This is a genomic window from Nitratireductor sp. XY-223 (assembly GCF_004959855.1).
In the GTDB taxonomy this organism is placed as follows: Bacteria; Pseudomonadota; Alphaproteobacteria; order Rhizobiales; family Rhizobiaceae; genus Hoeflea_A.
Genome location: NZ_SPNT01000003.1, coordinates 553,114 through 566,449 on the forward strand (window position 1 = coordinate 553,114; position 13,336 = coordinate 566,449).

Consider the following 13,336-nt stretch of genomic DNA (forward strand, 5'->3'; position numbering starts at 1 on the left):
ATTGCGGCCTGTCCGGTTGGCACCTACCTATTGGAGGCGGTTGGATCCGGGCTGCCGGACCCAACGTGCGGGGGCGAGGTCAATATTTCAATGAGGAAATTATGAAAAAATCCATATTCGCGCTCGCTTCCGTTCTGGCAATTTCAGGACCGTCATTTGCCGGCGAAACGCCGTCCGCGGACGAGGCGGAAGTCTATTTTATCAATTTGAACAATGGCGACGCGGTGCAGTCTCCCGTTTTGATCCAGTTCGGATTGAGCGGCATGGGAATCGCACCGGCCGGTATCGACAAGCCGAATACAGGCCACCATCACCTGCTCATCGACCGCCCGCCGCTTGGCCAGGGAGAGGACGGTACTGAAGAACTGGACTACGCCCTGCCGGCCGATGAAAATCATATCCACTACGGAGGCGGGCAGACTGAGGCAACCATTGAGCTTGCACCCGGCGCGCACACGCTCCAACTGGTGCTCGGCGACAGGAATCACATACCGCACGCCAAGCCGGTCACATCGCAAGTCATCACGATTACCGTCGAATAGCGCTTTCGGGGCCTGAACCGGATCAGGCCCCGGATAACTACCGTCCTTCCGACCTGACAAACGATGCCGCGCGCAGACGGATATCGTCGCTCAACTGAATGCGGTCCCGGCCGTCCAGTGCCGGGTCGTCTACTCGATCCAGGAAGACAAGCATCGTGTACAATACGGCACCATCGAGAAGCACTTTTGACGCGATCGTTTCCTCGACGATTTTCTCGTCCGTACAGATGACCCTTATTTCTCTTGTTGGCAGGTCGCTGGATTTGACGGAACGGATGCCCGACAGCACGTCTCCCGAACATCCGCGTGTCAATTCCTCGATGTCAGCAGAATCGCTGTCATGCAGTTCCTCGCCTTCGCCGGCCGGAGTTAGCAGGACAACCCCGACGACACCCGCGGATACCGACTTCCAGACGACCGCGCCTACGAATCCAAGTTCCTCAACTTCCTTGTCCGTCAGATAAACAAAGTCGGTTGCCCCGACTTCTGCAATCATTCCGGTTGCGATCTGGTACAATAGAGATTTGTCAAACAATGGAGCGGTATCCGCCGGTTTTTCCGCATAGTCGCTGTTGTCGATTGCACACTTCAACGTCGCATCGAGCGCTCGGCTGGATCCGCGCAAACTGTAGATCCCCTTAACGGGGTCGGATTCCAACCGCATTTGGCTGCCCCGTTTCAGGGCCGGAATCAGGGCTTCAATCTCTTCAAATGTCACGATCAAAAAAGTCTCGGAGCGGGCCATCGCCCGGCCACCGAAAAGCTTCCGATTGTCAACGGACAGAACGATCGGAAAGCTCTCGCCGGCTGTGAACCGAAAAGATGAATTCGTAATGCCGACGGTGAGTGTTGAATCAAAATTCAAAGACAGATAGAGCCTGTCGCCGCTCCTGAATTTGGCGCTGACCGCACAGTGGTCGAATTTGCCAGTTGTCGCGCTGGTATACGCTGCTCCGATCCACACGCCGTGGTCATATTGGGTGCCAGGGATCACATCTGCCTGCGCACAGACCGCCCACAGCATTACCAGAACAGAAAACAGCCAATTGCGCATGACGGGCCTCAACCACGATGGATGCAAGTATGCTGAGAATAGGCGATTTTCCGTGTGAATAGAACCTTAGGTAGTAAATTCCATCGCATTCCACACAGGTTCAGAAAACGAAACAGCCCGTGCCGTTCATCGCAAATGCCGGTCAACGAGACACCGTTTCGACACCGAGGGCCGCTTGCAGGATTTCGTCGCGGCCGTATACGTCGCGACGGTAATGCACCGATCCGTCCTTGTTCACCCAGGCTGTCAGATAGACGACATGCACGGGCAGGGGGGTCTCCAGTCGTACCACCCGCCGCTTTCCAGAATTGATGATATTGTCGATGTCGGTCCGCGACATTCCCTGCGCCTGAAGCACCACCTCCGCCAGCCTCAAAGGATTCTCGACCCGAATGCAGCCATGGCTGAAATAGCGAGAGGCCCGATCGAAGTTTGATTTCGACGGCGTGTCGTGGATGTAGATGTTGAACTGGTTGGGAAACATGAACTTGACCCGGCCGAGCGCGTTTTTCGGCCCGGGTTCCTGGCGCAGCCGAAACGGGAAACTGTCCCGTGAATAGCTGCCCCATGAAACGCCACCCGGATCGATGCGCTTGCCGTTGGCAAGGACGTGGATGTTCTGTGACGCCAGTGCGTAGGGGTTGGCCTTGAGTTTCGGCAGATATTCCTTGGTGGCGATGGAGTAGGGCACGTTCCAGTATGGATTGAACTCCAGATACTCCATTTCGTCCGAGAATACCGGCGTGCGGTGATAGGGCTTGCCGACCTGGGTCACGGCCGCATGGATGGTCTTCTCGTTTTCGACATACTTGACCACCTGGTCTGCCAGGTTGACGAACACGTAAGGGTCACCGAAATCGGCCTGCATCCAGCGCCGTCGCTCGAGATTGAGCTCGACCTGCCGGATGCGCTGGTCGACGGTCGTGTTCAACTGCTCCAGCGTGGCCGGTCCGACGACACCGTCGGTCTCCAGTCCCATGCGGAACTGAAACTGCTTCAAAGCCTCGACGAGCGCACCGCCATAGGCATCGCCCTGATGGGCGCCGTCGTCGAGATCCTTCGATTCGATCAGCCGCTGCCGCAGGGCCGGAACGCGCGGATCTGTCATGCCGGGCTTCAGGGCGCTGCCGTCCGGCACCGCGGTCCAGCCTCCGGTCGCACGCACTACGATAAGGTGCATCAGATGCTTCTTCATCCGGTCATACCGGTCCGTTCCCGGTGCGAATCCGCGCAGAGCAACCATCGGATCGCCGGCATCCGCCACCCGTTGGAGCAAGACATCCGCTGCGATTTCCTCCGGATAGAGGACAAGTTCGCGGTTTATGTCGTTTGGGCTGACACGGCCGCTGCGCAGATGCTGGCCGTAGAGGGAAACGGCATAGGACAGCGAGACCTCGAAGTCCGCCAGACCGTCCTCCGCCTCCTTCTGCAGTTTCGGGAAGATCCGGTCGGCGGCGTAGTTCGACGGAATCAGACCGTCCTCATGCGCGTTCAGAAGCGCGAAGACCACTTCCTTGGCCGCGTTGGTCGCTTTTCCGTTGCGGATCCACAAGGGCTCAAAGTCGCGCTCCTCGTACCAGAGTGCGATTCTCTCGGCGCGGCGTGTGTCCGATTCAAAACCCTCCTGGGGCAGGTACAGCCTGGTCTGCATGGCCAGGTACCATTCAGGCGAGCCGCTTCGCTCATCGATGCCGCTTTTGCGTATGACCTGTTCGACCGTGGTCGGCGCGTCTTCAGACTGGCTCTCTTCAGTCTGCGCCATCGCTATGGCCGCCACGGATATCGCGGCCGATACACCCAGTACAGCGGATAGGATTTTGCTCCTCACAGCCTCTGCTCCCTGCGTCCGTCGCACATTGCCAGCGGCACAGTGCCCACGAAACCGTTCTCCACCCACAGAATCCCCGCGCCAAGGCGACACCAAAGCGCAACGGATGTCAAATGACATCGCCGTCAGATGATCCGTTTGGCCGGATGGACGACCGCCGCGGTGCCGCCCATCGGCAAGGAGTGCGACTTTCTGGCTTTGAATCAGAGGCTTACCGGATCCCGGCAATGATCCTTGCCAGATTAGCCAGGTCGTTGGGGCCGATGATAGTCACCCTTAGCCTCGGCACTCCGGCGGATTCGACGGCCACAGCCTGGTAAGCGAAACCGGCGTCTGCAAGCTTGCCGGGAAGGGCCGTCAGCTCGGGGTCGTTGTTGAAACGGTCAACCGCCTGAAAAAAGAGACTCTGCAAGACCCGGTCGCCGCCGATCGAAGCGATGAGGTCGCCGATGCCGTCTATCCTGAGCGTGCCAGGTTGCAGATGAAGCCGCCCGTCCCGGATTTCCGGCGTCACCTCAGCGATGATGCGGGCGGTTTCGGATCCGAGCCGCGTCTTGAGGAAGGACGTGCACACCCAGGCCTCGGCGCCAACAGTTGCGGCCAGGATAAGTGTCTGGCCGTTTGCGCCGACATCGGCCTCCAGTACGGTGATGCGCAATTCGCAGGCGCTGACATTGTCGTCGGCCAGGACCTGAAGCTGTTCTCTCAGGATCGGCGAGAGATCACGGGTTGCGGCTGCCGCGTGGAGCAGCACCTCCTCGCCATTGTTCGCCGAAGCTTCGCCGCTCACGGCAACCGGCACCGTCAACAAACGGTCTTTGATCCTGACGGGCAGAGGGCCTTCGTACAGGGTGGCCGACTGGGCAAACGCCTGCGCGCACAGCGCCCAGGCCGCCAGCACCAGCGTGAACATCCACAAGCGATGCCTCATGCTTCTCAGTCGCCTCCCATCGTTTCCGCACTTGTAACGAACTTTCATGATGGCTGCGGTAACAAAAGATTATCACGGCTAACCAAGTCTTGCGCTAGTCTGTGATCGGCGGCAGTTCCCGTTCAAGCTTTTCCCGCAGATGCGCGTGTTGCGTCGGGAGTTTCAGAGCTTCGCCCAAATGATCGCGGTCCTCGTCCCTGTCGAAGCCCGGCTCCGCCGTGGCAATCTCGAAAAGCACGCCGCCGGGAGTGCGGAAATAGATGGCCCAAAAGTAATCCCGATCGATAACCGGCGTGACCGAGTAGCCGGCGCCGGCGAGCGCCTCGCGCACTTCGAGCTGCTGTTCGCGGTTGTCGACCGCAAAGGCGATGTGGTGCACGGAACCCGCTCCTTGCACCGCCGGCTCGGCGCCCGGCATGGCGGAGATGTCGATAATATCGGCGCCATTCCCGTCAGCCATCCGGTACCGGTGATTATTGCCGTCGCTGTCCTGTTCCTCGTACCCCATGAATGTCAACAATTCGCCCGTCGGGCCCGCCTCTTCGAGCCGCAACGTGGCTGAATGGAACCCGCGGATAGCATGGTCGCTTGACACATCTGATCCCTCCCAGGGTGCGCGCTTGTCGTCGGCTTGTTCGACAAGCGCAAATCCGTCGCCATCCGGTCCGCGGAAGCCGAGACGCCTTTCGCCAAAGCGAACGGCCTCCGTCAAGTCCTCGATGCCGAGGCCCTCCAGGCGGTCCTGCCAATAGGAAAGCGACCCATCCGGTACTGCGAAGACGGTTGTTCCGACTTCGCCGGTGCCGGCGCGCGCGTTCTTGATATCGGGGATCGGGAAATAGGTCATAACGGCGCCCGGTGTTCCAACCGTGTCGCCGTAATAGAGGTGGTAGACATCGGGGCGGTCGAAATTGACGGTCTTTTTTATCCTGCGAAGACCGAGGATCTGGGTGAAGAACCCATTGTTCTGTTGTGCGTCTCTCGCCAGTGAGGTGACGTGATGCAGACCCTTGATGTGCTTCCTCATATTCAGCCCCGCGCTCGCGATTTGCACTGTTGCAATGGGTTCATTATGGGGCGGAGCGCCAACCCAGCCAAGATGGACCGGGACTCTGCTAACGACCGTCAGCGTTTCGGACAAATATCTGCTCGGACAGCGGCGTGCCCCATTGATTGCCGCTGTACTCCTGTTCGAGCACAAATCCGCTTCGTTCATAAAGGCTGCGTGCCGCATCGAGGCCCCTGAAAGTCCAGAGCCTGACGGCCGCGAATTCGTGGCGATCGCAGTGTTCCAGCGCCATGTCGAGCAGGCGCTTGCCGATACCGGTGCCGCGGCCGGCGCCGTCGACGAGGAACCAGCGCAGGTGGGCTGTATTCTCGCCCAGGCTCTCGCCGTCGATGGCAATGGATCCGAGGGTGACGCCTCCAGATCGTGCCGTCCAGATCTCGTTTTTCGGATTTTCGAGGCGCGTCGAGAATTCGGCCAGGCCGGCGGCGACCTTTGCCTCGAACGGCGCACCGAATCCCTCCAGTTCGTGATAGGCAAGACCGTGCATTTTTGCGATTTGGCCGATGAGACCCGGTTGATACCCGGCAGCGAAGACGATCGTCTTGTCCAACTCGGCGGATCGCTCCTCCATGCGTGCTGCCTGAAGCGCCTTCGCATATTTTGCAAGACCGCTGGCAATCGTCGCGCGGCTTCCTTTGTCAAGAGGATCAACGGCGCCGCTCACGCGGTTCACAGCATACCGGTGGATGCCGACAAGCGTCTTCCGGCCGTCAGCCGTCAGTTTGAGCTGCTTGGCCCGGCCGTCATGGGGCGCGGCGACCTCCCGTATTTCGCCGCGGTCGACGAGGTTCCGGACGAGGCGGCTGACCGTGGATTTTTCAAGAAGCAGCGTGTCGCAAAGCTGTTTCGCGGTGACGCAGCTGCCGCTTTCGATCTCCAGCAGCGCGTGTACGCCGGAAGGCGAAAGATCGCTCTCGGCGAGATTGCGGTTCATGAAGCCGAGTTCGCGCACGAGGGTACGCGAAGCCGACCGGATCGTCTCGATGTCGTTTTCGGATGTAGGGGCAAGATGTGTCATAGTAGTTGTATGATACAACTAAATTAACCGATCGGCAATCACCAGCGATGGATTGTGGATTATTCCGCAGCCTCGGCGTTCATGCCCATGCGCCGCCAGCCCTCGCGCTGCGACGGCACTTCCGGGCGCCAGCCGGTGATTTCGCGGAACCGCGCGTTTGATACCCGTTGACTGCGGGCAAGTATGCCGCGCAGTTTCCGGGGCACGGCGAGGCGAAGCAGGAACCGCGGCAGCTGTGTCAATCGCTTGCGCCCGACCGCGGCAGCAAGTGCCTTGAGCGCCTCGTGCTGCGTGCTCGGGTCGTCTTCCACGACATCGTAGATGCCGCTCGGTGCGTTCTCGACCGCTTCGACAACGGCAGCCGCAGCGTCATCGATCCAGATCAGCGACTTGTAGCTCGGTGCGGCGGCCGTGGTCATCGCGAGGCCCTTGCGGGCCATGTCGATCGCCTGCCTGCTGTCGGGTGACGCGGGGCCGTAGAACGAGCCGAAGCGCAGAACGATGCCTCTTCGGTCAGGCGATCCTTCCGCGAAGGCGGCCACGTGCGCTTCAGCGTCAAGGGTCGATTGCTGCTCGGCGCACGGCGCGATGTCGGCATTCTGGGCCGAGATCCAGTTCGGCCCGGCATCGCCGTAGAGCAATGAAATGCTCGGGTAAACAAGCGTTTTGACACTTGGGGCGCCCTCGGCGGCGGCAATGAGACTGCGCATGCCATCGCGGCGTATGCGGTCGTTCTCGGCCCAAACGGCCGGGTCCTTCAATTCCGACGTTGCCGGTATCCGGGTCGCAAGATGCAGGATGGCGTCGCAATCTTGAATGGCGGATCCGAGTGAAACCGGATCGAACAGGTCCGCGTCCATGGGAACCGCTCCGGCCTCTTGCAGTGCCGATCGGTTTGCCTCCGAACGGCTGAGCGCACGCACCTGATGGCCATTTTGGACAAGCCGTTGCACGACCGGGCGGCCAAGGACACCGGTTGCACCCGTTACAAAGACGATCATGATTTTGGCGACCTCATATTGTCTGCCAGCCAGCCTTGTCCGAGGGGAATAATCCTCGGATCCGCGCTGGCGATGAATTCGTCGGTTATGCCCTTCATCGTTTCTTCCGCCAGGGCGTCGCGATAGGCCACTTCGGCGCGCATCATCGCGCGGTTGATGCCGCAGCATCGCGGGTAGGCGCTGTCGTCGAGGCCGCACGGTCCGCGCCGTCTGATTTCCGTGCAGCGGAATGCGGGGCGCTTGCCGTTCACCGCCTGCACGATGTCGAGCAGGGTGATTTCCTTTGGCGGCCGTGCCAACCGGTAGCCGCCACGCGGACCCGGCACCGATTCCAGGATTTCGCTGGCGACCAGCCGCTTGAGATGTTTCAGCAGGTAGCTTTCCGGTATGCCGTGAAACTCCGCAAGCGCCTTACCCGACAGCGTTGCTGTTTGCGGCAACGCGCCCAGCAGCATCACGCAGTGGATGGCCCATTCAACACCGTCGCTGAGTTTCATGATTGTCTCCTATTTATAGATAAAATATATCCATGATAAAAATTGTCAATGAATTTGAGGCGGCTTCTCAAGGGCCGGGAACAAGTCAGTCGATTGCCAGATAGACCGAGCCGCCTTCAATTTTCACAGGATAGGTCTTCAGATCCTCGCAAACCGGTGCGGACAGCGCCTCGCCCGTGGTTACCTCGAAGCGGCCGCCATGCAGCGGACATTCGATCACCGTGCCGATGACGATACCGTCTTCGAGCGGATAGTGCTGATGCGTGCACAGACCGTCGGTCGCGAAAAAACCCTGATCGGTGTTGTAGATGGCAAACGAACGGCCATCGTGCTCCCACATGATGAGATCCTCGGCATCGATCGCGTCGGTTGCGCAGGCTCTTACCCAATTCGTCACGATGTAGTCTCCACGCGCCTACATGGTCCGTTCGGCAATGCGCTCGAACCGGCCTTGGCCGATCATGTGCGGTGCCTGGCGAATCGACCGCGCCTTTGTGTGCCGGCCGAGGCTGCGCCGCAGCACGACGGAGAGGACTTCCAGATTGGTGCGCCAGAATCCGGGATCGGGCTTTGGCAACTGGTCCCTGAGCTCTTCGTGCAGTTCCGGCAACGCAAAGAACGGCACCTGCGGATAGAGGTGGTGCTCGATATGGTGGTTCATGTTCATGTAGAGAAAGCGGCCGGTCCGGGACGTTCCGAATGAACGGGTCGATTCCAGGATCGACGGTGAATTTTCCTGCATTTCGACATGCTGGATCAGCGTGAAGAGAAGCATTGCCGGCGCTCCCAGAACGCGCGGCAGAACGAGGAACCAGAGCGGCCAACCAACGCCCCAGACGATGAGGCCCGCCAGAAGCGCATAAAGCGCCAGGAACAGACGCGCATTGCGGGTGAGTTTGGGCAGTTCGGATTCGGGCACGACTTCGCGCATCATCGGTGTGTAGCGCGCCGCCGCCAGTCGCAGCATCGCAGCAATGTGGAAACGCGCCAGGCCGAACCCGCTGACCTCCTGCAGCCAGCCCCGGAAGTCCATCGGCGTGGCAAAGGGCATCTGGCTGTCCTTGCCGGCGTGCCAGGTGAATGTGTGATGGTTGGTGTGGGTGTATCGCCGGTGCAGCGGCTCCTCGATATAGATGAACGACGTTGCCCACAGCACGGCCTCGTTCAGCCATCGCGTTTTGAACGCTGTGCCGTGGGCGGTCTCGTGGCTGAGCGCGTAGGCCGGAACGCACAGGATGACGCCATGCGCGAGCATTGCAGGCCAGACCCACCAGGATCCCAGCGCCAGCCATATCGCAAAGCTTGAGCAGGCGAGGGCGGCCAGCCATTTGGCGATGAAGACGAGTCCGGGCCGGTCGGTGCGCCGTGCGAGGGCCTTCAGCCGCTTGCGGTCTATGGATACACCTGTCGAGGCCGCATTGGTGGCGGCATAGGTTTCCGGTGCATTCATGCGGTCATCAGTCCCTGTAGGAAGGATCGGTCCGGTCGAGCATCTCCTTGAGCTGCTCGAAATGGGCATCGGCCGCGCCGGCATAGTCTTCCCACGCGGCGGCTGTCTTTTCCGCCAGCGCGTCGTCCATCACGTTGAGCGGTTGCCCGGTCGAATAGGCCAGCACCATCGTCCTTGCGGCGCGCTCGAGGAAGTAGAGATCCTCGAATGCCTTCGCCACGGTCTCTCCGGCAACAGCGACGCCGTGATTGCCCATCATCATGATGCCGTGATTGCCGAAGGCGCGGGCGATGCGTTTGCCTTCTTCGGCTTCATCCGCCATGCCGCCGAAGTCGAGATCGACGGCGCATCGGTTGAAGAAGCGCGCCGTGTTCTGATCGATGGGCTTGAGCGCCGGGTCCTTCAGTCCGCACAGCGCCGTTGCGTAGGGTGGATGGCAGTGAAGCAGCACCCGGGCATGCGGGACCGCGGCGTGAACCGAACCGTGGATGCACCAGGCCGACGGGTCGGGTGCGTTGTCCCGTTCCATCGTCTCCTCATCGTCCGCGTGCAGCAACAGCAGGTCGCTGGCGCGGATCGTCGAGAAATGCTGCCAGCGGGGATTCAACAGGAACGTCCTGCCGTCCTCGCTGACGGCTGCGGAGAAATGATTGCCCACGGACTCGTGCCAGTCGAAATGCACCGCCAGCCGAAAGGCCGCGGCGAGGTCGACACGCAGTTTCCACTCTTCGCTGTCTGCTGAATGCAGCGGCTGAACGGCCATGATCTCCTCCCGCCATTGTCGGCGCAATCGCCCGCGGGCAAGATTTGCCCCGCGCGTGGAAATTTACAAACGAGAAATTCCAAGTAATGTCATAAGTCTGACTTATGGATCGTTTTGGGTACCCATGGCCGACTCATCCTTGCCTCCGCTGAATTGGCTGCGCGCCTTTGAAGCCGCCGCCCGGACACTGTCCTTTACCGCTGCCGCGCAGGAGCTCAACATGACGCAGCCCGCGGTTTCCCAGCAGGTAAAGGCTCTGGAAAACCACCTGGGACGTGCGCTGTTCGTCCGCCGGACCCGTTCGCTGCAATTGACCGAGGCCGGCCGGATATACCTGCCGAGCGTGCAGGAGGCTTTTGCGACGCTCGGAAAAGGCACGCGCATGCTGATCGGCGGGGACCGTGGCAAGGTGCTGACCATTCACTGCAATCTGGCGTTCTCGGTGCTTTGGCTGGCACCGCGGCTGGAAGAACTTTACAGGCGCCACCCTTGGCTGGTCCTCAATGTCGTGACCATGGTCTGGGATCCGAAGTCCTTCGCGCCGGCGGCCGACGTGGAAATCCGCTACGGCAGCGCGACGGACGATCCGCCAGGCGCCACCCGGCTCGGCGAGGACCGTTGCTACGCCATCGCATCCCCGGATCTGGATGTTTCCGAAGCGAACTGGTCGCGCTACCCGCTGTTCGACTGCACCGGTGTCGAGAGCAACTGGGAATATTGGCTCGCCGGTCGACGCACCACCCTGCCGCGCGGTTGCACGGTCAATCTGGCGACCACCTATTCGGTCTCCATCATGGCGGCCGTGAACCGGGCCGGCCTGGCGCTCGCCCACGACACGCTGGCCGGCGCGCTGCTCGATACCGGCCAGCTTGTGAAGCCGTTCGACACGGAGCGTCCGTTGCTGGAAGCCTATTTCCTCATCCCGGCCGCGGCCCACAACGAAACACCGGCCAGCCGTGCGTTCGAGGCCTGGGTGCTCGAGCAGTTTCACCCGGGCTGACGGCCCTCCGGAACAAAATGCATGACGATGGCCGGGCCGTCTTCCGTCTGATGTTCCTCGACCAGGGTAAAGCCTGCCTTTTCGTAGGCGCGGCGGGCACGTGCGTTGTGCGGTACCGGGTCGATTACGACACCTTTCGCGCCGTCTTCGAGCAGGCTGCAGGCGAGCGCGCGAAGAAAAGCCGCGCCATGGCCGGCGCCGAGCATTTCAGGCACGCCGATAAATGTGTCGATCGCCCGTGTGCCGGAGGCCAGATGATCCAAATGCGCCTGCGGCCAGTCGTGGAGGTCGTAGTGCTGGGCGTAGGCGAAGGGTCTGCCGTCGAACGCGACGATGAGGTTGGTGATGTTCCCGCTATCAAGATCCCGCCGGATCAGGTCGAGTTCGTGATCGGGGTCGCCCCACCATTGTGCCACTTCCGGCGTCTGCAGCCATTGCCGCAGCATCGCAAGGTCCGCATCCGTTACCGGCCGGAAAGTGTATCCACTGTCAGACACGGCGGACTCAACTGCGGCTGAGCAGGAGCTTGAACCCCGCGAAGGCGAAGAACGCACCGAGCACGCCCTGTATCCAGCGCCTGGCGCGCGTATAGAGCGCCACCATGACCGGGGTCGAAAACGCGACCGCGTAGAGGAAATGGAATACCAGCGAAAGGACTGCGGTTCCGGCGACGATGGCGAATGCCACCCAGAGCGGCGCCTGAGGTCCAAGGCCCAACGAAATGATCGCGATCCAGGCAAGTGCCGCCTTGGGATTGGTCATCTGGATGGTGAATCCGCGTACAAAATAGCCTACCGGCGAGCGGTTGCCGCCATTGAGCGCCTTTGCCGCCATGTCCTGGTGGGAAGCTGCCGCACGGAACGACTTGTAGGCCAGCCACAGGAGATAAAGACCGCCAACGATCTTGATGACCAAAAGGGCCGAGGCGTATGTCGCCAGGATCGCCGAAAGGCCGAACGCCGTCAGCAATGCCCAGCAGAGCGATCCGAGCGAAACGCCATAGGCGAGCGCAATACCGGATTGACGGCCGACGGCCATGGATGTTCCGATAATCGCCAGCACGTTGGGTCCTGGACTGGCGATGCCGAGCAAAAAAGCGGAATAGGCAAGGAGAATGCCGGGCAGGTAGACGGAAATCTGTTCCACGGGAAATCCACCAGGTTGATGTTCACATTATGTTCCGAACCGTGCCATATCCCGGAAGCGCTGGCAAGCGGCAAGTAAACAATCCCAAAAAAAGCGCTGCGACTTGACGCCGTCGCCGTTTTTTTGCGAATGATAACCCATGGGGTCAGCGAACGCCCCGTGAGGCGACAGCCCAAGATTCGTATCCGACCACAACCGAACAAGGGAAGGATGCGCCATGCCGTCGCCAACCGAAATCACGGTCCCACAACTTTCACGTCTCATCGGAACGCCGGACGCTCCGGCGATCGTCGACGTCCGTGTTGACGAGGACTTCGACGCCGATCCGCGGCTGATCCCATCAGCCAAACGGCATCCGTTCGACCGCATGGACACGCTCGCGCCGCGCCTTGCGGGACGGCGTGTTGTCGTCTCATGCCAGAAGGGGCTGAAACTCAGCCAGGGGGCCGCGGCCGTGCTGCGCGACCATGGCCTGTCCGCCGAGACCCTCCAGGGCGGCTTTGTCGCCTGGCGCGACGCCGCATTGCCGTTGATCCCGACCGGAAAACTACCGGAGGCAAATCGGGAAGGCCGGACTGTCTGGGTGACACGGCACAGACCGAAGATCGACCGTATCGCCTGTCCATGGCTGATCCGGCGCTTTGTCGACCCGAACGCGCAGTTCCTCTTCGTCGCCCCGTCCGAGGTCCTGGCGGTCGCCGATCGGTTCGAAGCGACGCCTTTCGACGTGGAGGACGTGTTCTGGAGCCACCGCGGCGAGAAGTGTACGTTCGATGCGATGGTCGAGGAATTCGCGCTTGCGACCGAGCCGCTGGAGCGGCTGGCGACGATCGTGCGCGGCGCCGATACGAACCGGCACGATCTTGCGCCGGAGGCCTCGGGGCTGCTTGCCGCGTCCCTCGGCCTGTCGCGCATGTACCGTGACGACCTCGAGCAGCTTGAGGCGGGGATGCTCCTTTACGATGCCTTCTACCGCTGGTGCCGGGACGCGACAGACGAGGGCCACGACTGGCCAGCCGCAGTGACGAGGAACTGAG

At 61.0% G+C, this 13,336-nt stretch carries 15 protein-coding genes; 3 read left to right on the plus strand and 12 right to left on the minus strand.

Annotated features, from left to right (window positions below; translation table 11 throughout):
• The first annotated feature begins 101 nt into the window (after window positions 1–101).
• Entirely contained in the window at window positions 102–542 is a 441-nt protein-coding gene (locus E4M07_RS14245) for a DUF4399 domain-containing protein (protein ID WP_136659211.1), read from the plus strand.
• 37 nt (window positions 543–579) lie between these two features.
• On the opposite strand, the gene E4M07_RS14250 is transcribed toward E4M07_RS14245, so the two are convergent.
• The 10 genes from E4M07_RS14250 to E4M07_RS14295 all read right to left on the minus strand — a co-directional run bounded on the left by E4M07_RS14250 (window position 580) and on the right by E4M07_RS14295 (window position 10,153).
• A complete protein-coding gene (locus E4M07_RS14250) occupies window positions 580–1,596 on the minus strand; it encodes a hypothetical protein (RefSeq protein WP_136659006.1) in 1,017 nt (338 codons plus the stop codon).
• A 142-nt stretch (window positions 1,597–1,738) separates the two neighbouring features.
• The gene (locus E4M07_RS14255) at window positions 1,739–3,358 is read right to left on the minus strand and encodes a L,D-transpeptidase family protein (protein WP_169054218.1); all 1,620 of its coding nucleotides are present in this window, start codon (window positions 3,356–3,358) and stop codon (window positions 1,739–1,741) included.
• Window positions 3,359–3,635: 277 nt separating this feature from the next.
• Window positions 3,636–4,337, minus strand: coding sequence for a hypothetical protein (locus E4M07_RS14260; protein ID WP_136659008.1), 702 nt, complete (start codon window positions 4,335–4,337; stop codon window positions 3,636–3,638).
• 112 nt (window positions 4,338–4,449) lie between these two features.
• A complete protein-coding gene (locus E4M07_RS14265; RefSeq protein WP_136659009.1) occupies window positions 4,450–5,382 on the minus strand; it encodes a ring-cleaving dioxygenase in 933 nt (310 codons plus the stop codon).
• 88 nt (window positions 5,383–5,470) lie between these two features.
• Window positions 5,471–6,442: a helix-turn-helix domain-containing GNAT family N-acetyltransferase gene (locus E4M07_RS14270; protein ID WP_136659010.1), complete on the minus strand. Its 972-nt coding sequence runs from the start codon at window positions 6,440–6,442 to the stop codon at window positions 5,471–5,473.
• Between the two features lie 59 nt (window positions 6,443–6,501).
• Window positions 6,502–7,443 (minus strand): NAD(P)-dependent oxidoreductase, encoded by a 942-nt coding sequence (locus E4M07_RS14275; RefSeq protein ID WP_169054219.1) that lies wholly within the window; start codon window positions 7,441–7,443, stop codon window positions 6,502–6,504.
• Window positions 7,440–7,940, minus strand: a complete 501-nt coding sequence (locus E4M07_RS14280; RefSeq protein ID WP_246660450.1) for an Rrf2 family transcriptional regulator — start codon at window positions 7,938–7,940, stop codon at window positions 7,440–7,442. The genes E4M07_RS14275 and E4M07_RS14280 overlap by 4 nt, the downstream gene beginning before the upstream one ends.
• An 85-nt stretch (window positions 7,941–8,025) precedes the next feature.
• Window positions 8,026–8,340 carry a non-heme iron oxygenase ferredoxin subunit gene (locus E4M07_RS14285; RefSeq protein WP_136659012.1) on the minus strand — a complete coding sequence of 105 codons (315 nt, stop codon included), beginning with the start codon at window positions 8,338–8,340 and terminating at the stop codon, window positions 8,026–8,028.
• Window positions 8,341–8,355: 15 nt separating this feature from the next.
• A complete protein-coding gene (locus tag E4M07_RS14290; protein WP_169054220.1) occupies window positions 8,356–9,390 on the minus strand; it encodes a fatty acid desaturase in 1,035 nt (344 codons plus the stop codon).
• A 7-nt stretch (window positions 9,391–9,397) separates the two neighbouring features.
• Window positions 9,398–10,153 (minus strand): class II aldolase/adducin family protein, encoded by a 756-nt coding sequence (locus tag E4M07_RS14295; protein WP_136659014.1) that lies wholly within the window; start codon window positions 10,151–10,153, stop codon window positions 9,398–9,400.
• Between the two features lie 124 nt (window positions 10,154–10,277).
• Here E4M07_RS14295 and E4M07_RS14300 point away from each other — a divergent pair, with 124 nt between their 5' ends.
• Complete coding sequence (locus E4M07_RS14300; RefSeq protein WP_136659015.1) at window positions 10,278–11,153, plus strand: LysR family transcriptional regulator; 876 nt, start codon at window positions 10,278–10,280, stop codon at window positions 11,151–11,153.
• On the opposite strand, the gene E4M07_RS14305 is transcribed toward E4M07_RS14300, so the two are convergent.
• The gene (locus E4M07_RS14305; RefSeq protein ID WP_246660451.1) at window positions 11,141–11,650 is read right to left on the minus strand and encodes a GNAT family N-acetyltransferase; all 510 of its coding nucleotides are present in this window, start codon (window positions 11,648–11,650) and stop codon (window positions 11,141–11,143) included. The genes E4M07_RS14300 and E4M07_RS14305 overlap by 13 nt on opposite strands.
• 7 nt (window positions 11,651–11,657) lie before the next feature.
• Window positions 11,658–12,299 carry a LysE family transporter gene (locus E4M07_RS14310; protein ID WP_136659016.1) on the minus strand — a complete coding sequence of 214 codons (642 nt, stop codon included), beginning with the start codon at window positions 12,297–12,299 and terminating at the stop codon, window positions 11,658–11,660.
• Window positions 12,300–12,516: 217 nt separating this feature from the next.
• On the opposite strand from E4M07_RS14310, the gene E4M07_RS14315 reads away from it, so the two are divergent.
• Window positions 12,517–13,335: a sulfurtransferase/chromate resistance protein gene (locus tag E4M07_RS14315; RefSeq protein WP_136659017.1), complete on the plus strand. Its 819-nt coding sequence runs from the start codon at window positions 12,517–12,519 to the stop codon at window positions 13,333–13,335.
• The last annotated feature ends 1 nt before the right edge of the window (window position 13,336 follow it).